Genomic DNA, 18,551 nt, shown 5'->3' with positions numbered 1-18,551 from the left:
GGCGGGAACGGCGGCCACGGCGGGAACGGCGGGTCGCTGGTGGGCAACGGCGGTCCCGGCGCGGCCGGCGCGGACGTCGCCCTGGCCTCGACCTTCAGCGGTGGCGACGGCGGCAGCGGCGGCAGTTCCATGCTGGTCGGCGTCGGCGGCAACGGCGGCAACGGTGGCAACGCCGGCGTCGGGCTATTGGGCGGCCCCGGCACCGTGGGGTCCGGTGGACTGCTGCTCGGCCGAAACGGGATCCCCGGGTTACCGATGAGCCCGAACCTGTTGGTCAACCCCGGCTTCGAAATCGCCGACCCGTCCGGGTCGGGCTACAGCGGCGTAACCATTCCGGGCTGGACGGTGAGCGGCACCCCGACGATCATCACCTACGGCACCCCGCGCGGCTACCCGGGACCCTTCTCCATCCCGGACCTGCCGGGCTTCCTGGGTTTCCCCGGCAGCGCGCCCCCGGGCGGCGGCAGCAATTTCGCCGGCGGCGGACCCGTGGCCACCTCGACCATCAGTCAAGTCGTCGACCTGAGCGCCGCGGCCGGCAGGATCAACACCGGCACAACGCCGTACACGCTGAGCGGAATGCTCGGCGGCTACCTGGGGGACCCGTCGTCGGCGTCACTGAAAGTCACGTTCCTCAACAGCAGCGGGGCTGTTCTGGGCACCGGCACGACCACGTCGGTCACGTCGCTGGATCGCTTGGGAATCACCGGGTTCCAGGGACGCGACGTCTCCGGGACGATCCCGGTTGGCACCACCAAAGCCGTGGTGACCGCGACCTTCGCCGACCACAACCCGGTCCTCGGCAACTACAACAACGCCTTCGGCGACAACCTGTCGTTCACCGTCGGCGATCCGAACCTCACCCAGCCCACGCTCACGGTGCCGACGTCCAACGTCGGCCACCTGGACCACGTTTTCCTCATCTACATGGAGAACCACGGCGTCGGCGACATCCTCGGCAGCCCCAACGCGCCGTACATCAATGCCCTGATCAACAGCTACGGATACGCGAACAACTACTACGCGCTCGGCCACCCCAGCGACCCCAACTACTTCCGGATCCTCGGCGGAACGGACTACGGCATCGACGTCAACCCGCCGCCGAACGTCATCTACGGAAACAACAACCTCATGGCGAAGATGGATGCGTCGGGCGTCAGCTGGGCCGGTTACGCGCAGAGCATGCCGGCCCCCGGCACCATCGTCGACTCGGGTGACTACGCCGTCGACCAACTACCCTTCGCGATGTTCAACTACGTCTACGCCAACCCCAACCCAAACTACCTGACCACTCACCTGCTCCCGCTGGGGAATTTGAGCACCGACCTGCAAAACCCAAGCACCGCACCGAAATTCACGTGGATAGCCGCCAACGAGTCGAACAACATGGAAGGCCCCGTCAATTTCCCTGGTGGCGCGCTGAACTTCCTCGGCAGCCAGCTCACGACGCACCAATACAACATCGCTGCTGGCGACCAGTTCGTCCAGCAACAGGTGTCCACCATTATGGGCTCGAACACGTGGACCGACCCGACTCAGCACGACGCGATCATCATCACATTCGACGAGGACTACAACAACCTGTCGCTGGGCATCGGTAACCAGGGCAACAACGTACCGATGATCGTCATCCCCAACGCGGGCGCCGTCAACGCCGCGACCGGGGCGATGCAATCCGGCCACTTCATCGCCACCAGCCACTACGACCAGTACAGCTTGATGGCCACCATCGAAGACGCCTTGAGTCCGTCGCCGGGAGCGCTGGGACCTCTCACCGCCAACGACATGTACGCCCAGCCCATGAACGAATTCTGGAAGTAAAAGCCGGCTGCGGCAGGCGTGACCGGACACGGAAATCCTGAACTCCTGCGGGAGTGTCGGATTGCCGGGGACGGGGCACTCCACCTTTGAGCGCTGGTTCACATTTCAGCTGAGAGGTGCATGATGCCGCACATAGTGATGACCGTATCCGGGACCGGTGTCGACATGTGGAACACCGCGCCACCGCAGCCCGCCGGCGTCGCCGCCGCACTGGCGGCCGCGTTCCCCGACCTGTTCTACTGGCAGCCCGTCGGTAACTATCCCGCCAGCGCGTTCCCCATGGGTCCGAGCGTGGACGCCGGCGTCGCCGAGCTGAATAGGCTTTGCACACAAATCAATCCGCCGGATGGCGCGCCGTCGTATCCAGAAAGCTCCATCATCCTGCTGGGATACTCCCAGGGCGCTATCGTCGTTTGTCAATTCCTGCACACGATAGCGTGGCTGAATCCGCAGATCGCGAACCGCATTGTCGCGGTGGGTGTTTGGGGAAATCCCCTCAGACTGCCGGGATTCGCCTCAGGCAACCAGTTCGCAGGATGGCCGATGCCCGCCAATGTAGACGGTGTTGTCACCGGCGGCGTATCGGGTCCGGCGTGCATGAGGCCGGAGGATGTCGCACCCCACCTACTCACGCCGGTCAGACATTTCTGGGGCGATTTCGTCAACACCATCGGTGTCGGTAACGACATCTACACGGACGCCCCCGTCGGTCCCGACCCGTGGACGGCCGAGGCGGGTCCGGGAGTGATCGAGACCCAAATCTACAACATCGTCCAGAACGCCAATAGCCCAAACATTTTCGCGATCCTGCGCGACGCATTAAAGCTGGTCAACCCAACCACATCGGTTGAAGAAATCATCTCCATCACCGAGGCAATCTACAACGGCGGAATGTTCTTAGCGGCCGGCCCCAACGCGTCTCACTACACCTACGACACGACGCCGATCTATAACTTCATCGCCTTGGCGGGCCAAGAGACGCAACCGTTTTCCACCAGCCAGGTTTGACGAGACTAGGCGAGGGCGTGTGGCGTCACGAGAAACTTCTCTCCCGTCGCTCGCTTGACGTATTCGTTGAACGCGTCGGGTTTGAGCATGCCGGCAAGTGACACCTCCCTGGTGTAGCGACTCGCGAACGTCGTGGTGAGCTCGGCGGCCACCCGGGCGCGCAGCCGACCGAAGGTCGCGGCGTCAATGCTCTGAAGAAATGGGGTCAGCAGCCACCCTCCGACGCCCCAAGCCATCCCGAAGTTCCTCGTGAGCACCGTCGGACTGGTGTCGAGCGCGCCGTAGATGTACACCTGCTTGTGGACGCTCGATCCGTAGCGCGAGTATGCCGCCGCGGTCGCGTTGGCCGCCTGCTCCATGCCGTTGAGGATCTGGCTCGCGAGCGTTCCACCGCCCGTGGCGTCGAACGCGAGCGTCGCGGATGTGGCTTTGAGGGCCTCGACGAGGTCGGTGGAGAACGACGGCGATGCCGAGTTGAGGACGTAGGTTGCGCCGAGCGACCTCAGCAGCTTCTCTTGCTCCGGCTTGCGGACGATGTTGACCAGCGGTATCCCGTCCTCCTGGCAGAGCTTGACCAGCATTTGCCCGAGATTCGACGCCGCGGCGGTGTGCACGAGGGCGGAATGTCCTTCGCGGCGCATGGTTTCGGTCATTCCGAGGGCCGTCAGCGGATTGACAAAAGACGACGCCCCGTCGCGGGCCGTGGCACCCTCGGGCAGGACCAAACATGCGGAAGCGTCGATCGCTCGGTATTGCGAGTACATCGCGCCGCCCGCAATCGCGACAGTTTTTCCGACGAGGGCCTGGGCCGCTGGCGACTCCCCCGCCGCCACCACGGTGCCTGCGCCCTCGTTACCCACCGGAAGCGACTGGTCGAGTCGGGCCGACAGCCCTTTTAGGGCGGCCTCGCCGAGTTGGGCGGTGACCACGGGACGCTCGGGCGTGCCCGCGACCGTCGCCGTGCTCATGTCCGCGCTGGCAACGAGAAGTCCTAGGTCTGACGGGTTGATCGGCGAGGCTTCCACGCGTACCAGCACCTCGTTGGCGCCGGGGGCAGGAACCGGAACCTCCTCCAGCGAGAGTTCCAGCGTGCCCCCAGACGTGACCAGTGAACGCAGCTCTAGGGCGTTATCAGGCAAATCTCCGGCCATGCGTGGTTCCTCGTTCCTGTCGGGGGTGTGCCTTCAGCTTCTGAACACGAAACGCGGCTACGAATCTTCCCTGACTGCGTCGAGGTAGAACCACCGGCCGGCTCGGCGTTCGAAGCGACTGCGCTCATGCAAGCTGCCGGCGCGGCCCACGGACTCGAATCGGGCCGTGAATTCCACTTCGCCAGAATCGTCGTCCGGGCCACCCGCGACGGTGTCGACCACCTCCAGACCGGTCCAGGCGACGGTCGGGTCAACGCTCACCTCGACCGGCCTCGTACGCGGGTGCCACGTGCGGAACAGATAATCGGCGTCACCGTAGGCGAATGCCGAATACCTCGACCTCATCAGTTCCTCGGCCGATCGGGCCTGCAACTCTCCACAGTGAAGCGGCCCGCAACAAGCGCGATAACCATCGTCACTGCCGCACGGACACGGCGGCCCGAGAAGCTCGTCCATCTCAACAGCTTGCGGGGTCTCGACATCGTGTCGTGCGGTGGGGTGTCAGCACGTCGGTGGCCCCGCCATTGCCGCCGGCGCCGATTGCATTTGCGCCGCCTGTCAAGGATCAGCGCAAGTAACTGTCGAGCATCAGTGCCAGCCGATGCGAAAATGAGGGATGCCGCACGAGCGCACGCCGCCCCGCCCCGATGGCGCGCAGGCCGACGCGGAGGAATGGGCGCGCTTTTTCGATTACTTCGGGCACGCCAGGGTGCGTCGAGGTATACGAATGCTCTCGAGGCTCCCGTCTGCCCCGCGGTGTGAGGCCTGTGGCAGCCCATATACGGGATTCGGCGGCTGGCTGATGCGACGCGCGGGCAAAACCCCGTCGCGGAAGAACCCCCGCTGGTGTGAGGCCTGTTTCGAGAAATCGCCCACGGGCGGTGTGACACTGCAGATCGGGGTGCTCTTCGCCGACGTGCGCAACTCGACCGCGCTGGCGGAGACGTTGCCACCCGGCGAAATGGTCGCGATTCTGAATCGCTTCTACTCGAAACTGACGCAGGTGATCGTCCAGCACGGCATCGTCGACAAACTCATCGGCGATGCGGTAATGGGCCTCTACTTCGCGCCGCTGACGCCCGACGGGCGCTATGTCAATTCGATGGTGAGCGACGCTCGCGCGATATTGCGAGCCCAGGGCTACGGCACTCGCGCGGGGCCGCAGCTGGAGGTGGGCATCGGTCTCGACGTCGGCCCGGCGTATGTAGGGATCGTCGGTGAAGCCGAGATCCGCGACTTCACCGCGATCGGCGACGTCGTGAACACCGCGTCGCGGCTGCAAAGCGTCGCAGCGGGCGGGGAGATCGTCATGTCCGACGCCGTAGCGCGCATCGCATCCGTCGACGAGGGTGAGGCCGTCACCCTCGACCTCAAGGGCAAGGCCGAACCCGTGACAGCCCGCCGGATCACCATCGCGAGCTGAACGGACACGGACGCCGGGGTGCGAGCCGGCCGGCGCTTCCAGCTCACATTTTCGCTCGGGCTCCGGTGAAGTTTGGCCGCTGGCGACGCGGGTAGGCGGTGCCGATGCAAGGCGAACCATCATCGATCCTGCTTATCGCTGATCCCGGAGCTCCCGCCGCGATTGCCGAACGCCTGTCTGGTTCGCTACCAACCGCGCTCACCGACCGCGCTTCGACTGGCGACAAGTGGGACGTGTCCGTGCGTCTTCACGCCTACCTGATCGATGAACACGCCGAAGTCGCCGACGTGGTTGAGATCATCGACCCGGGCGGCGAACCCCACGACATTGTCATCTACCTCACGGACTTGCCGCGACGTCAGGGCACGACGCCGGTGATAGCCGATATCAGCGTCGCTGGAGGACTCGGCGTGATCTCCATTCCCGGCGCCGGCGGTGTTTTTATCGATCGCCGAGTGAGGAACTTGGCGCGGACCGTTGTGGCCGAGATTATGGACCAGCCGGAAAAGCACAGTCCGTCGGTGAAGCGCCTGAGGCGCATAGCGGACGACGACGTTGTCCGCTATGTCGCGCCGACAGCTTGGTCACGGCTACGTCTGCTGTCAGGAATGGTTTACGCAAATCGCCCGTGGCGGTTGGTGACTGGCATGTCAAAGGTGATGATGGCGGCGTTCGCCACAGGGGCCGTAAGCCTCGCGTATCCGACGATGTGGCAGCTGTCCGTCACGATGGGCCCCTGGCGATTGAGTACGGCAACGATCTTGGCGACCGCAGCGCTGATCGCCTGGCTCATCATCGAACACAAACTGTGGGAACGCCCGCATTCCACCGGCGAACGTGAACGCGCGGTGTTGTACAACGCTTCTACCGTCATCACTCTGCTAATCGGTGTCGTGATTTTCCACGCTGCGTTGTTTCTCCTGCTGCTGGTGACAGCCTGGTGGACGCTGCCTCCGGAACTGGTCGCTAAAAACATCGGCCATCCTGTCAACCTCGCAACCTTGTTGTTGATGTCCTGGCTGGTGGCCGCGGTCGCCACGTTGGGCGGTGCCCTGGGATCGGGGATGGAGGACGACGACGCCGTAAAGGCGGCGGCATATGGGGTTCGCCAACGCCAGCGATTCGACCAAGCGAGCTCACGCACAGAAGAATGACTCGACTTTTCATCGAGTAACAAACGGCGCCAACCGTTTCGCCAGATACGGCGCCGTGCGGCTGTTTTTCGCGCGTGCCACCTCCGTGGGCGGGCCCGCCGCAACAACGCGACCGCCGTCGTTGCCGGCGCCCGGTCCCAGATCGATCACCCAGTCCGCGCCAGCGACCATCCGCATGTCATGTTCGGCCACCACCACGGTATTGCCTGCGTCGACCAGCCGGTGCAATTGGCGGTCGAGCAGGTCCACATCGGCGGGGTGAAGCCCGGTGGTCGGCTCGTCGAGGACGTAGAGGGTATGCCCGCGGCGGGGTCGCTGGAGTTCGGAGGCGAGCTTGATCCGCTGCGCCTCACCGCCTGACAACTCGGTCGCGGGCTGCCCAAGCCGGAGGTATCCCAGTCCGACCTCTTGCAACGTGGTCAGGCTCCGCGCCGCCTTGGTAACGTCGGCAAGAAATTCCGAGGCCTCATCGACGGTCATCGCGAGCACGTCGGCGATGTTGCGGTCGCGGTATCGCACCTCGAGTGTCTCGTCGGAGTAACGCGCTCCTTGACACGCCGGGCATGTGGCGTATGTCCCTGGCAGAAATAACAATTCGACCGAGACGAACCCCTCGCCCTGACAGGTGGGGCAGCGACCTTCGGCCACGTTGAACGAAAACCTGCCCGCTGTCCAACCGCGGCGCCGCGCCTTCGGAGTCGCGGCGAATTCCTGGCGCACGGCGTCGAACAAACCGGTGTAGGTCGCCAGTGTCGAGCGCGGCGTGCGTCCGATCGGGCGCTGGTCGACTGATACCAGCCTATTGATCTCCTCGACCCCTTTTGCCGTCACACCGACGCTCGCGTCGTGATCGAGATCGACGATCTCGCTGTCGTTTTCGTCGTCATCGGATGCGGCCGGCTCGCCTGCGCGTCCCGCGCCGAGATGGCTGTTCACGACGTCGCCGAGGACTTTGACGACCAGCGTCGACTTGCCGGAGCCGGACACTCCGGTGACCGCGGTATACACACCAAGTGGCAGATCCACGTCGAGGTCTCGCAAATTGTGGAAGCAGATCCCGCCCAACCGCAGCTGTCCGGAATGCGTGCGCGGTTGACGAGTTGGCGGACTGGCCCCGTCGAAAAGGTAGCTGCGAGTGACGGATTGCTCGATGTCGGCGAGACCCGGTACCGGCCCGCTGTAGAGCACACTCCCGCCTAGCTCCCCTGCCCCGGGTCCGACGTCGACGACCCAATCGGCGCGGCGTACCACATCCATGTCGTGTTCGACCACGAATAACGAATTGCCGGCCCGCCGTAGGCGATCGAGCACGTCGAGCAGCGGTTCGGCGTCCGCGGGGTGCAGTCCGGCCGACGGCTCGTCGAGCACGTAAAGCACGCCGAACAAGCCGGCACGCAGCTGGGTGGCCAGCCGCAACCGCTGCAACTCCCCGGGTGACACGGTCGGAGTGCGGCGACTCAGCGTGAGATAGCCGAGGCCGAGATCGATGAGTACCTCCAGGCGTGCGACGAGGTCGGCGGCGATCATTGTCGCCACCTCCGTCAGCTCACCGGACTCCGTTGACTCGTACGCGGCGGCGGCGTCGGTCCGAGAAGCCGTGGGGCGCAACGTTTCAGCGAGATCAGCCAACGGCATCCCCACGTAATCGGCAATGGTGCGCCCGGCAAATGTCACCTTCAGCGCCTCCGGCCGCAGCCCTGAACCGCCGCATACCGGGCATTCGACGCTGTCGACGAATTGCAACACGCGGCGGCGCATCATCGCGCTGTGCGAGTTGGCCAACGTGTGGCGCACGTGGCGCTCGGCGCTGGAGAACGTCCCGTTGTAGTAGTAGTCCGCCTGCACGGGGTGCTGGCTCGGATCGATTTCGACCGTCGGTTGCTCATCGGTGAACAGGATCCAATTGCGTTGCCGCTTAGGCAGTTTCCGCCATGGCTTGTCGATGTCGTACCCCAGTGTGACCAGGATGTCACGGAGGTTTTGGCCCTGCCAAGCCCCCGGCCATGCGGCAACGGCGCCTTCGCGAATGGTCAGCGACGGGTCTGGCACCAGGGTCTCCTCGCTCACCCGATGGATCCGTCCCAACCCGTGGCATTCGGGGCACGCCCCAACGGCGGTGTTCGGCGAGAACGCGTCGGAGTCCAGCCGTTCCGTGGCGCCCGGCGGGTAGGTTCCGGCGCGCGAGAACAGCATCCTCAGCAGATTCGACAGGGTGGTGACGGTGCCGACCGTCGACCGCGACGTCGCCGAACCCCGGCGCTGCTGCAATGCGACGGCGGGCGGTAGCCCGGTGATGTCATCCACCTTCGGCGCACCGGCCGGCAAAAGCAGCCGACGCGCGTACGGTGCAACCGACTCGAAATAGCGGCGCTGGGCCTCGGCATAAATGGTCCCGAAGGCCAACGACGACTTGCCGGACCCAGAGATCCCAGTGAACGCGACCAGCGCGTCACGTGGCGCGACGACATCGACACCCCGCAGATTGTGAACCCGCGTCCCGTAAACGCGCACACAAGGATCGATGTCGTCCGTGCGTCGCTCGGACATTCCTGTCATCGTGCTCAGGCGAGTACCCGCGCCGCAGCCGCGCAAGCATGTAGTTTGCTGTTCGATCTCGCAGCAGTATGTGCTTCTCTACTCTTTGATGGAAACCCGTCTCCGCAGAGGGGACGCCAGCGCCGCCGCGGCAACGCTGGTCAGTGCCGCCGCCGAGGGCTTCGGTGACCAGCGCAGGGCGGATACCGCCCAGCCAAGGGGCTTGTCGAGCTGTGGATCCGAGCCGTTATGGTTCGTGACCGTCTGCGATTGATCCGTCGACTCGGCGAAGATGTCGAGCGTCGCCGGCAAGAACGCCCTCATGTCCTGTGGGCCCCGGCTCGTGACCAGGTTGCGGTCACGCACGACCTCGCGGTCAAGCCAGGTGGCGCCAGCGTTCACCAGGTCATCGCGGATGCCCGGCCACGAGGTCAGGGTCCGCCCATCGAGCAATCCTGCCGACGCAAGCACCCACGGCCCGTGACACAACGTGGCGATTGGCTTGCCAGCGTGGTCGAACGCGCGAACAAACTCCCGGGCCGCCGCCGACTGCCGCAGTAGGTCGGGGTTGATGAAGCCGCCTGGAAGCAGCAGTCCGTCGTAGGCGCCGGGTTCGGCATCGGTGACGACCTTGTCCACACCGACCCGGCTGGCCGGCATGTGCAAATTGACCCCGCGGATTCGGCCGTGGCGCAGCGACACGACATCCACCTTCGCTCCGGCCAATTGCAACGCACGCAACGGAACTACCAGTTCCACCTTCTCGAAGCCGTCGGCCGCCAAAGCTGCGATTTTTCGCCCTGAAAGGCGTCGTGCCTGTGACATCGTGATCTCCTGTCGGTTACGGCGCTCGAAGCGCCGAGTTACCACCTGCCGCCGGCTGGCTGCTCAACCGACCGCGAGTGTGTTCGCTCGCGTCAGCGCCCGTCAACGCGCCTGTCCTGCTAGGGCCGGACCGATCCGTGGCCGTTGCCGCAATTCCCAGAGCAAACGGCAAACCCCGATGCCAGCGAGAAGGCCGAGCGCTGCGAGGGCCGGCATGTGCAACAGTGCTGGCAGAGTCGCCGCCGCGGCCACACCGGTAAGGGTGCGGTCAACCGGGGCCTGCCGATGGTCGCGCCACCGGTAGACGACATCCGCGAAGTAGAACAACGCCATGCCGCCGGCCAGTGCGACGGCGGGCAGCAGCGGCAGGGGGTGAGTGGTGTGTTCGATGGCGGCGTGCGCTCCGACGGCGAACAACATGATGCCGGCGACAAGTGGCAGATGCAGGTAGCTGTAGGCGTCGCGGGCAAGGTGGGCGCGTTCCGTACCGATGGCCCGCTCCAGCCGCTGTCGGGCTCCGGAGGTCACACCGAAGTAGGTCCACCAGAATGTGGCCATGACGGCCACGCCTAGCACCAGCGCAGCAATTACCTCCCATCGGCCGAGATCCCTTGCGGCTCCTCCCAATTCGACTACTACCTCGCCAAGCGCGATGATGATGATCGAGCCGTGGCGCGAGACGAAGTAGGACGGTGAGACGCGGAATCCGCCGAGGCCGAGCACGCCCGGTGCGCCGTAGTCGATCACCGCCGCCGCTACCCACAGCAGTTCGCGGCCGGGCGAGCCAATAAAGGCGGCGGCGACGATGCAGGCCGGCGCGGCGACGAACGCCGGCGCTATCCGACGGGTGCCCTGCCGCAACGCGGTGTCCTCGTGTGAGGAAAGGGCGACGAACTTCACTACGTGGATCAACCGAACCACCAGCAGGGCGATCGCGAAGACCAGCGCGCCCGACCCGAACGCTGCCGGAAGCGCCGCTGCGGCAACAAGCATCGCGGCCATCGCAGCGATGACCACCGCTTGGTGCCACACGTCGGGCGCGTCGAACGTGTTGATGAGCCAGGTGTATCCCACCCAGGCCCACCACACTGCAAGCAACGCCAGTGCGGCCCGGCCGAAACCCGTCGGCGAAAGGTCATGCAGCGCTAGCTGCGTCACCTGTGCCATGGCGAAGGTGAACACCAGATCAAAGAACAGCTCAAGGTGGCCCTCGGACCGTGGGCCCGCGTGCTGACCCGACTCCTCATCGTCGTCACCCATCGCGTCACTCCCCCTTCGTGCATCAACGCACCCCGAGCATTCTTTGGATCGCTGGGGATCGCTGGGCGCACGACCAGACGTCGAGCCGCTCCGTCCACACCGCTCAGCGCCCTCACCCGGAATAACCCGAAAAATCCGGGTCAATCCGAAAACGCGCCAGCCGTCACCGATTGGTTCCGCCGGCCACATCGTCCGACGCATGTTTCCTCGTGCCTCTGACCTGTCAGGCCGAAACTTCCTGGCGAAGTTGGGCCTGCGGGTCCGGTTCGTGCCACCGGTGACACTGCCAACGTTGAGCGTTGGCCTGATTGGCCGGTCGTGAGTTTTGAACGGAGGTATCGAGTGACCCATCCGTCGGGTATCCCGGTGTTCGAACGGTTCTTTCGCTCAGTTGCAAGTATCAAGATCGACCGCAACGACGTACGTCGCTTCCGGGAGTTCGTCGACGAGCAGATCGATGACATCGCCATCGCGGGGCGCAACTCGGCAAAGTCCAACGGGCGTGACGTCATTGTGGCGCAGGACCTTCCGATCACCAAGGGCATCCAGGAGAGAATGCGTGAATTCGACAAGCTAGAGGAGGCCGAGGAAATCCGCGAACTCCTGAGCCAGGTGGTGCGACAACCACCTGGGGAGGTCACGTTCGCTGAGGACGCCGAGCGGCTGCTGCCAGAGCTGTTCGGCGGGTTGAGTATCGCGCTGGCACGTTCATTCCGCGTCGTGGACGCGACGGTGTCCAACCCGTCCACTGAGCATTGGAATCAGGTGTTTGCGATATTTCGGCTGGTGTTCTGATGTCTCGGGAGTACCTCACCTGTCGTGTTCCCTTAGTGGTGCTGCCAGGACGAATCCCACCCGGAAATTTGGGCTGTCCAGGCCCCCGCGACATTCGCCGCGGATTGCCAGACTCCTGGAGTGGGAGTGAATTACGACGCGCGTTTCGGCGCATGCGCTACGACTAGCCCTTGCCCGCGCCTCCGAAAACCTTTCGACGGAGGAGAAGCGACGGCTTTGACGTGTGTCGTCGCCGCCGGCGTTGAGGTAGCCCGACTGCGCGCTGCACGACCTCACTAGCGACAACCGACGGAGGATAGACGATGGCAACAGCGGTAGGCATTGATCTCGGGACCACAAACTCGGTGATCGCCGCCTGGCAGGGCGGGGAACCGATCGTGATCGCCAATGCCGAAGGAGCGCGCACCACGCCCTCGGTGGTGGCGTTCACGGAAAGCGGCGAGCGCCTGGTCGGGCAACTTGCCAGGCGCCAGTCGATCATGAATCCAAAGGGCACCATCTATTCGGCGAAGCGATTCATCGGCCGCCGCTTCGATGAAATATCGGAGGAAGCCAAGGCGGTCAGCTTCGACGTCGTCGAGGGTGAGGGTGGCGCCGCGCGGTTCGACGTGCGCGGCAAGCAGTATGCGCCCGAGGAGATCAGCGCACAGGTGCTGCGCAAACTCGTCGACGATGCCAGCAAGTTCCTCGGTGAGCGGGTCAAGGAGGCGGTGATCACCGTCCCGGCCTATTTCAACGACGCCCAGCGCAATGCCACCAAGGATGCCGGCCGGATCGCCGGCCTCGACGTGCTGCGCATCATCAACGAGCCCACGGCCGCGGCCTTGGCCTACGGGCTGGACAAGAAGGGGCACGAGACGGTACTCGTGTTCGACCTCGGCGGGGGCACGTTCGACGTCAGCCTGCTCGACGTGGGTGATGGGGTGGTCGAGGTCCGCGCCACCGCCGGTGATTCGCACCTGGGTGGCGATGACTTCGACCGTCGGCTCGTCGACTACCTCGCCGATGAGTTCCAGCGTGAGAACAACATCGATCTGCGGAAGGATCCGCAGGCGCTGCAGCGACTGTTCGAGGCGGCCGAGAAGGCCAAGGTCGAACTGTCGTCGGTGGCGCAGACCCAGATCAATCTGCCGTTCATCACCGCCGACGCCAGCGGACCGAAGCATTTGACCACCGCGATCATGCGCTCGAAGTTCGACGACCTCACCGCGGACCTGGTTGAGCGAACGATGGGACCGGTCAAGCAGGCGATGAGCGACGCCAAGGTGAGCGCGAACGACATCGACGAGGTGATCCTGGTGGGCGGTTCCACCCGTATCCCCGCAGTCCAGGCTTTGGTCCGCCGGCTCACCGGCGGCAAAGACCCCAACATGAGCGTGAACCCCGACGAGGTCGTTGCGCTCGGCGCCGCGATCCAGGCCGGTGTCCTCAAGGGCGAGGTCTCCGACGTCCTGCTGCTCGACGTCACCCCCTTGTCGCTCGGGGTGGAGACCGCTGGAGGGCTGATGACCAAGATCATCGAACGCAACACCACCATCCCGGCACGGCGCAGCGAGGTTTTCACCACCGCCGCGGATAACCAGCCGGCCGTGGATGTGGTTGTCCTACAGGGTGAACGGGAGCTGGCCCGGGACGACCGCGTACTCGGTCGATTCAAGTTGGAGAATATCCGCCCGGCCCCCAGGGGTGAGCCGCAGATCGAGGTCATTTTCGATATCGACGCCAACGGCATCCTGCACGTCACAGCGCGCGATAAGGACACCGGGGCCGAGCAAGGCATCACCATTAGCGAGCAGTCGAACCTCGATAAGAGCGAGGTGGAGCGGATGCTCGCCGAGGCCGACGCCAACCGCCGCGAGGACGAGCAACTGCGCAAGGCTGTCGAGGCACGCAACGCGCTCGACTCGGCGGCTTACCAGGTGGAGCGCCGGCTTGCCGAACTGGGCGATGCGGCGGCGCCGCACGACCGCGCACGGGCCGAGATGCTGGTCGCCGACGCTCGCCAAGCCGTCAAGGAAGATGCACCGATGGACCGGGTGCAGTCGCTGACATCCGAACTGCAGCAAGTGCTTTACGGTCTGCAACCCATGCCGTCCGGTGGCGGCAACGGGCACCCGACAGGCGACGGCCAGGGCTCTCCAGTGCGTGACGACGACGTGGTCGACGCCGAGTTCGATCGGGGCTGAGCCGTAATGGTCAGCCCCGCAGAGCAATCCAAGACCGAAGAGGACGGTGGCCGCATCGACGAAAGTCCGCCAGAAGCGGTTGCGTCTCAATCTGATTCAGACCAGGAGCGCGCCCGACTCGAGGACCGCTGGCGGCGCGCCGTCGCCGATCTGGACAACGCGCGCAAGCGGTATGCGCGCGAACTGGACCGCGAACGATCAGCGGAACGATCCAGGGTGGCGGGTGCGTGGCTGCCCGTCGTGGACAACCTGGAGCGGGCGATCAGTCATGCCGGTGACCGATCTGACGCGGTCCTCGACGGTCTACGAAGCATTCTCGAGCATGCGCTACAGATTCTGGAGCAGCTCGGCTATCCGCGTGACGCAGAGGCGGGAGTGCCCTTCAACCCGGAGCGTCACGAGGTAGTGGGTGTGGTGGACCAGCCGGACAGCGCGCCCGGGACGGTTCTCGAGGTGCTTCGTCCGGGGTACGGCGAAGGTTCGAGGCAACTGCGGCCCGCGGCTGTGGTGGTCAGCCGACGCGGGGAGTGACGCTTCGTGGCCCGCGACTACTACGAAGTGCTCGGGGTGTCGCGGGACGCGACAGCCGATCAGATTCAGGGGGCGTTCCGCACCTTGGCCCGCAAGTATCATCCCGACGTCAACAAGGACCCAGCGGCCGAAGAGCGGTTCAAGGAGGTCAACGAGGCTTACCACGTGCTGTCGGATCCTGAAACCCGCAAGCGCTACGACCGATTCGGCGAAGACTTCCGCAAGGTTCCCGAGGATTGGGAGGAGCGGGTGGGCGCCGGTGCGGGTGGCTTCGGTGGCTTCCAGGGCGGAGGGCCCGGGCCTTCTGGCGCGCGGGTGCGGTACGGCCAGGGCTTCGGTGGCGCCGGCGGCATCAATATCGAAGACCTTTTCGGCGACATGTTCGGCGGCAGTGGCGGATTCGGGCCGATTCCGGGCGCCGACCAGGAAGCGGTGTTGGAGCTGACCGTCGAGGAGGCCTATCGGGGCGGCAAACGGCAGATCTCACTGGATGGCCGCAACTACGGGGTGAACATTCCCGCCGGTGTCATCGACGGTCAGCGGATACGGCTGGCGGGAGAGGGCGGCCGAGGTAGCGGCGATGGACCGGCCGGAGATCTGTACCTGCGGGTGCGCATCATGCCGCATCCGCGATTCCGGCTCGACGGGCGCGACGTCACCGTCGATCTGCCGGTGTCGCCGTGGGAGGCGGTGCTGGGAACCACGGCCGCTATTCGAACTCCCGGCGGCGAAGCGAAAGTCAAAGTGCCGCAGGGGTCGTCGACCGGTCGACGGTTGCGGCTGCGCGGCGAAGGCATGCCCAACCCGCGCGGTGCCGACGGCGACCTGTACGCGGAGATCAAGGTGATGGTGCCGCCGAAACCCACGGCGCGGGAACGCGAGCTGTTCGAGCAACTGGCGGCGGAGTCCACGTTCGACCCGAGGAGGGGGCGATGACCGCGCCACGCTATGCCCTGGCGCGGCGGCCCGGAATTCAACTCGACGTCTTCGCAACACGCTGCGCGTTGCATCCCGACATGGTGCGCCGGCTCGTGGCGCTCGGCCTCGTCGCCTGCCAGCAGGATGCCCGCGGGGATCTCTGGTTCGAACCGTCTGCTCTGGCGACGGTCGCCCGCATCCAGCGGTTGAGGACCGGTCTGGGACTGAACTACGCGGCGATCGGGCTGGTGCTCGATCTGCTGGACCACATCGAAGAGCTGGAATCCGCTTCTCGCCGAAGGAGGCCCTCACCTTGGACATCAACAAGCTGACGCAGAAGTCACAGGAGGCGTTGGCCGAAGCGCAGAGCATCGCGACCCGAATGGGTCATATCGAGGTCGACGGCGAACATCTGTTGATGGCGCTGATCGACCAGCCCGAGGGTCTCGTGCCGCGGCTGCTGGATCAGACAGGCGCCGATACAGCGGCCCTGCGCGCGGACCTGGAACGCGAGCTGAATCGTCGGCCGAAGGTGAGCGGCCCGGGCGCCGCGCCGGGTCAGGTGTCTGTCACCCGGCGCCTCGCGACGCTGTTGGCGGCCGCCGAGCGAGAAGCCAAGCGGCTCAAGGATGAATACGTGTCGGTGGAGCACCTCGTCATCGCCCTCGCCGAGGAGGGTTCTGCGAGTGCCGCCGGACGGATTCTGGCCTCCCATGGTGTTACGCGGGAATCGTTCCTCGGCGCGCTGACCAAGGTCCGCGGCAACCAGCGGGTCACGTCAGCGTCCCCGGAGGGGGCCTACGAGGCGTTGGAAAAGTACGGCCGCGACCTGGTCGCCGAGGGCCGCGCCGGCAAGCTGGACCCGGTGATCGGCCGAGACGCCGAGATCCGCAGGGTGATTCAGATCCTCAGCCGCAAGACGAAGAACAATCCGGTGCTCATCGGCGACCCGGGCGTCGGAAAGACCGCGATCGTGGAGGGCCTGGCCCAGCGGATCGTTCGCGCCGATGTTCCGGAAGGGTTGCGGGACAAAACCGTTTTCTCCCTCGACATGGGTTCGTTGGTGGCAGGTGCGAAGTATCGGGGTGAGTTCGAGGAACGGCTGCAGGCGGTGCTGTCAGAGGTGAAGGCGGGCGAGGGTCGAATTTTACTGTTCGTCGACGAGTTGCATACCGTGGTCGGCGCCGGCGCGACCGAGGGGTCGCTGGACGCGGGCAACATGCTCAAGCCGATGCTGGCCCGCGGTGAGCTGCACATGATCGGTGCCACCACCCTCGACGAATACCGCAAGCACATCGAAAAGGACGCCGCGCTGGAGCGCCGGTTCCAGACCGTGCTGGTCGACGAACCTGACGTCGAGGACACCGTTTCGATCCTGCGCGGGCTGCGCGAACGCCTCGAGGTGTTCCACGGGGTGAAGATTCAGGATGCCGCGCTGGTGGCGGCGGCAACCCTGTCGCACCGCTACATCACCGATCGCTTCCTGCCCGACAAGGCGATCGACCTGGTGGACGAGGCGTGTGCGCGGCTGCGCACCGAAATCGACTCGATGCCAGCCGAGTTGGATGAGATCACCCGTCGGGTCACCCGCCTCGAGATCGAGGAGGCGGCGCTGGCCAAGGAGACTGACGCGGCCAGCAAGTCCAGGCTGGAGGAACTTCGCAAAGAATTGGCCGATCTGCGAGCCGAGGCCGATGCCCGGCAAGCCCAATGGGATGCCGAACGGCAGGCGATCCGGCGGGTACAGGAACTGCGCGGGCAACTCGAGCAGCTCCGGCACGAGGCCGAAGAAGCCGAACGCAACTATGACCTCAACCGGGCGGCTGAGTTGCGCTACGGCCAGATCACCGAACTGGAACGCAGATTGCAAGCGGCCGAAGAACAGCTGACGTCCAAGCAGGGCGAAAAGCGATTGCTGCGCGAGGCCGTCACCGAGGACGAGATCGCCGAAATCGTGTCCGCATGGACCGGCATCCCGGTCGCACGATTGCAGGAGGGCGAACGGGAAAAGCTGCTGCGGCTCGACGAAATACTGCACGAGCGGGTAATCGGCCAGGACGAGGCGGTCCAGCTGGTCGCCGATGCCGTGATTCGGGCCCGCTCCGGAATCCGGGACCCGCGCCGCCCGATCGGCTCGTTCGTCTTCCTCGGACCCACCGGGGTCGGTAAGACCGAACTCGCGAAGACGCTGGCCGCCGCGTTGTTCGACAGCGAGGACAACATGGTCCGGCTTGACATGAGCGAGTACCAGGAGCGGCACACGGTGAGCCGATTGGTCGGTGCGCCACCCGGATACGTCGGCTATGAGGAGGGCGGCCAGCTGACCGAAGCGGTACGTCGCAAGCCCTACTCGGTGGTGCTGCTCGACGAGATCGAAAAGGCGCACGCCGATGTGTTCAACACCCTGCTGCAGGTGCTCGACGACGGCCGGCTCACCGATGCACAGGGCCGTCAGGTCGACTTCCGCAACACGGTGGTCATCATGACCTCCAACATCGGGTCGCACTACCTGCTTGACGGCGTCACCGCGGACGGCGAGATCAAGCCCGACGCGCGCGACCGGGTGATGGCCGAGCTGCGCGGACACTTCCGGCCCGAGTTCCTCAACCGCATCGACGACATCGTGTTGTTTACCCCGCTGTCGATGGCGCAGCTCGAACGGATCGTCGAGCTGCAGCTGGCCGAGCTGCGGGATCGGTTGGCGGAAAGGCAAATCGAGCTTGATATCGCCCCGGACGCTCGCCGGATGATCGCCGAACACGGCTACGACCCGGTGTACGGGGCGCGGCCGCTGCGCCGCTACATCGCCCACGAGGTGGAGACCAAGATCGGCCGGGCGTTGCTACGCGGCGACGTCGCGGGCGGTGGCACGATCCGCGTTACCGTGGACAACGGCGAACTCGCCGTAGCGTATTCGGAACCGGCCCTGGCGGCCTGACGGAGA

Annotated in this window: 14 protein-coding genes and 1 pseudogene; 10 read left to right on the top strand and 5 right to left on the bottom strand. The window is 65.2% G+C overall.

Translation table 11 applies throughout. The annotated features are described in order from the left end of the window. Both AWB92_RS31100 and AWB92_RS18125 read left to right on the top strand, forming a co-directional pair. Positions 1–1,821, top strand: a 1,821-nt coding sequence (locus tag AWB92_RS31100) for an alkaline phosphatase family protein (RefSeq protein WP_142282153.1), incomplete at its 5' end; no start/stop codon positions are given. Between the two features lie 123 nt (positions 1,822–1,944). Further along, positions 1,945–2,829: a cutinase family protein gene (locus tag AWB92_RS18125; protein ID WP_158090385.1), complete on the top strand. Its 885-nt coding sequence runs from the start codon at positions 1,945–1,947 to the stop codon at positions 2,827–2,829. 5 nt (positions 2,830–2,834) lie between these two features. Here the strand turns inward: AWB92_RS18125 and AWB92_RS18120 are convergent, their stop codons facing one another. Together AWB92_RS18120 and AWB92_RS18115 are read right to left on the bottom strand one after the other, a co-directional pair. Further along, positions 2,835–3,980: a zinc-binding dehydrogenase gene (locus AWB92_RS18120; RefSeq protein WP_085188101.1), complete on the bottom strand. Its 1,146-nt coding sequence runs from the start codon at positions 3,978–3,980 to the stop codon at positions 2,835–2,837. Between the two features lie 57 nt (positions 3,981–4,037). Next, entirely contained in the window at positions 4,038–4,436 is a 399-nt protein-coding gene (locus AWB92_RS18115) for a YchJ family metal-binding protein (RefSeq protein WP_085188099.1), read from the bottom strand. Between the two features lie 427 nt (positions 4,437–4,863). On the opposite strand from AWB92_RS18115, the gene AWB92_RS18110 reads away from it, so the two are divergent. Together AWB92_RS18110 and AWB92_RS18105 are read left to right on the top strand one after the other, a co-directional pair. Further along, positions 4,864–5,403, top strand: a complete 540-nt coding sequence (locus tag AWB92_RS18110) for an adenylate/guanylate cyclase domain-containing protein (protein WP_241523506.1) — start codon at positions 4,864–4,866, stop codon at positions 5,401–5,403. Between the two features lie 104 nt (positions 5,404–5,507). Further along, positions 5,508–6,557, top strand: coding sequence for a hypothetical protein (locus tag AWB92_RS18105; RefSeq protein WP_085188095.1), 1,050 nt, complete (start codon positions 5,508–5,510; stop codon positions 6,555–6,557). Between the two features lie 9 nt (positions 6,558–6,566). On the opposite strand, the gene AWB92_RS18100 is transcribed toward AWB92_RS18105, so the two are convergent. The 3 genes and pseudogenes from AWB92_RS18100 to AWB92_RS18090 form a co-directional block, all read right to left on the bottom strand. Continuing rightward, entirely contained in the window at positions 6,567–9,113 is a 2,547-nt protein-coding gene (locus AWB92_RS18100) for an excinuclease ABC subunit UvrA (protein WP_085188093.1), read from the bottom strand. A 258-nt stretch (positions 9,114–9,371) separates the two neighbouring features. Then, positions 9,372–9,917: pseudogene (locus AWB92_RS18095) on the bottom strand (type 1 glutamine amidotransferase domain-containing protein); the annotation flags it as partial. A gap of 102 nt (positions 9,918–10,019) precedes the next feature. Continuing rightward, on the bottom strand, positions 10,020–11,177 hold the full coding sequence (locus AWB92_RS18090; protein ID WP_085188089.1) for a low temperature requirement protein A: 1,158 nt from the start codon (positions 11,175–11,177) through the stop codon (positions 10,020–10,022). 342 nt (positions 11,178–11,519) lie between these two features. On the opposite strand from AWB92_RS18090, the gene AWB92_RS18085 reads away from it, so the two are divergent. The 6 genes from AWB92_RS18085 to clpB all read left to right on the top strand — a co-directional run bounded on the left by AWB92_RS18085 (position 11,520) and on the right by clpB (position 18,545). Further along, positions 11,520–11,972 (top strand): DUF1931 family protein, encoded by a 453-nt coding sequence (locus tag AWB92_RS18085; RefSeq protein ID WP_085188087.1) that lies wholly within the window; start codon positions 11,520–11,522, stop codon positions 11,970–11,972. A 302-nt stretch (positions 11,973–12,274) separates the two neighbouring features. Beyond that, positions 12,275–14,158, top strand: coding sequence for a molecular chaperone DnaK (gene dnaK, locus AWB92_RS18080; RefSeq protein WP_085188085.1), 1,884 nt, complete (start codon positions 12,275–12,277; stop codon positions 14,156–14,158). A 6-nt stretch (positions 14,159–14,164) separates the two neighbouring features. Then, positions 14,165–14,689 carry a nucleotide exchange factor GrpE gene (locus AWB92_RS18075; RefSeq protein WP_085188083.1) on the top strand — a complete coding sequence of 175 codons (525 nt, stop codon included), beginning with the start codon at positions 14,165–14,167 and terminating at the stop codon, positions 14,687–14,689. A 6-nt stretch (positions 14,690–14,695) separates the two neighbouring features. Further along, positions 14,696–15,625: a DnaJ C-terminal domain-containing protein gene (locus tag AWB92_RS18070; RefSeq protein WP_085188081.1), complete on the top strand. Its 930-nt coding sequence runs from the start codon at positions 14,696–14,698 to the stop codon at positions 15,623–15,625. Beyond that, on the top strand, positions 15,622–15,939 hold the full coding sequence (locus AWB92_RS18065) for a chaperone modulator CbpM (protein WP_085188079.1): 318 nt from the start codon (positions 15,622–15,624) through the stop codon (positions 15,937–15,939). Before AWB92_RS18070 ends, AWB92_RS18065 begins: the two co-directional genes overlap by 4 nt. Beyond that, a complete protein-coding gene (gene clpB / locus AWB92_RS18060) occupies positions 15,921–18,545 on the top strand; it encodes an ATP-dependent chaperone ClpB (protein ID WP_085188077.1) in 2,625 nt (874 codons plus the stop codon). The genes AWB92_RS18065 and clpB overlap by 19 nt, the downstream gene beginning before the upstream one ends. Positions 18,546–18,551: the final 6 nt, after the last annotated feature.

This window comes from Mycobacterium sp. IEC1808 (assembly GCF_002101935.1).
Classification (GTDB): Bacteria; Actinomycetota; Actinomycetes; order Mycobacteriales; family Mycobacteriaceae; genus Mycobacterium.
The sequence above is the reverse complement of the archived record's forward strand: the minus strand, read 5'-3'. Positions and strand labels throughout refer to the sequence as shown.

Excerpts from the sequence above, each read along its gene's own strand:
- dnaK (WP_085188085.1), top strand. The coding sequence starts at position 12,275 with ATGGCAACAGCGGTAGGCATTGATCTCGGGACCACAAACTCGGTGATC.
- AWB92_RS18105 (WP_085188095.1), top strand. The coding sequence starts at position 5,508 with ATGCAAGGCGAACCATCATCGATCCTGCTTATCGCTGATCCCGGAGCT.
- AWB92_RS18120 (WP_085188101.1), bottom strand. The coding sequence starts at position 3,980 with ATGGCCGGAGATTTGCCTGATAACGCCCTAGAGCTGCGTTCACTGGTC.
- AWB92_RS18100 (WP_085188093.1), bottom strand. The coding sequence starts at position 9,113 with ATGACAGGAATGTCCGAGCGACGCACGGACGACATCGATCCTTGTGTG.
- AWB92_RS18125 (WP_158090385.1), top strand. The coding sequence starts at position 1,945 with ATGCCGCACATAGTGATGACCGTATCCGGGACCGGTGTCGACATGTGG.
- AWB92_RS18090 (WP_085188089.1), bottom strand. The coding sequence starts at position 11,177 with ATGGGTGACGACGATGAGGAGTCGGGTCAGCACGCGGGCCCACGGTCC.
- AWB92_RS18065 (WP_085188079.1), top strand. The coding sequence starts at position 15,622 with ATGACCGCGCCACGCTATGCCCTGGCGCGGCGGCCCGGAATTCAACTC.
- AWB92_RS18075 (WP_085188083.1), top strand. The coding sequence starts at position 14,165 with ATGGTCAGCCCCGCAGAGCAATCCAAGACCGAAGAGGACGGTGGCCGC.
- AWB92_RS18115 (WP_085188099.1), bottom strand. The coding sequence starts at position 4,436 with ATGGACGAGCTTCTCGGGCCGCCGTGTCCGTGCGGCAGTGACGATGGT.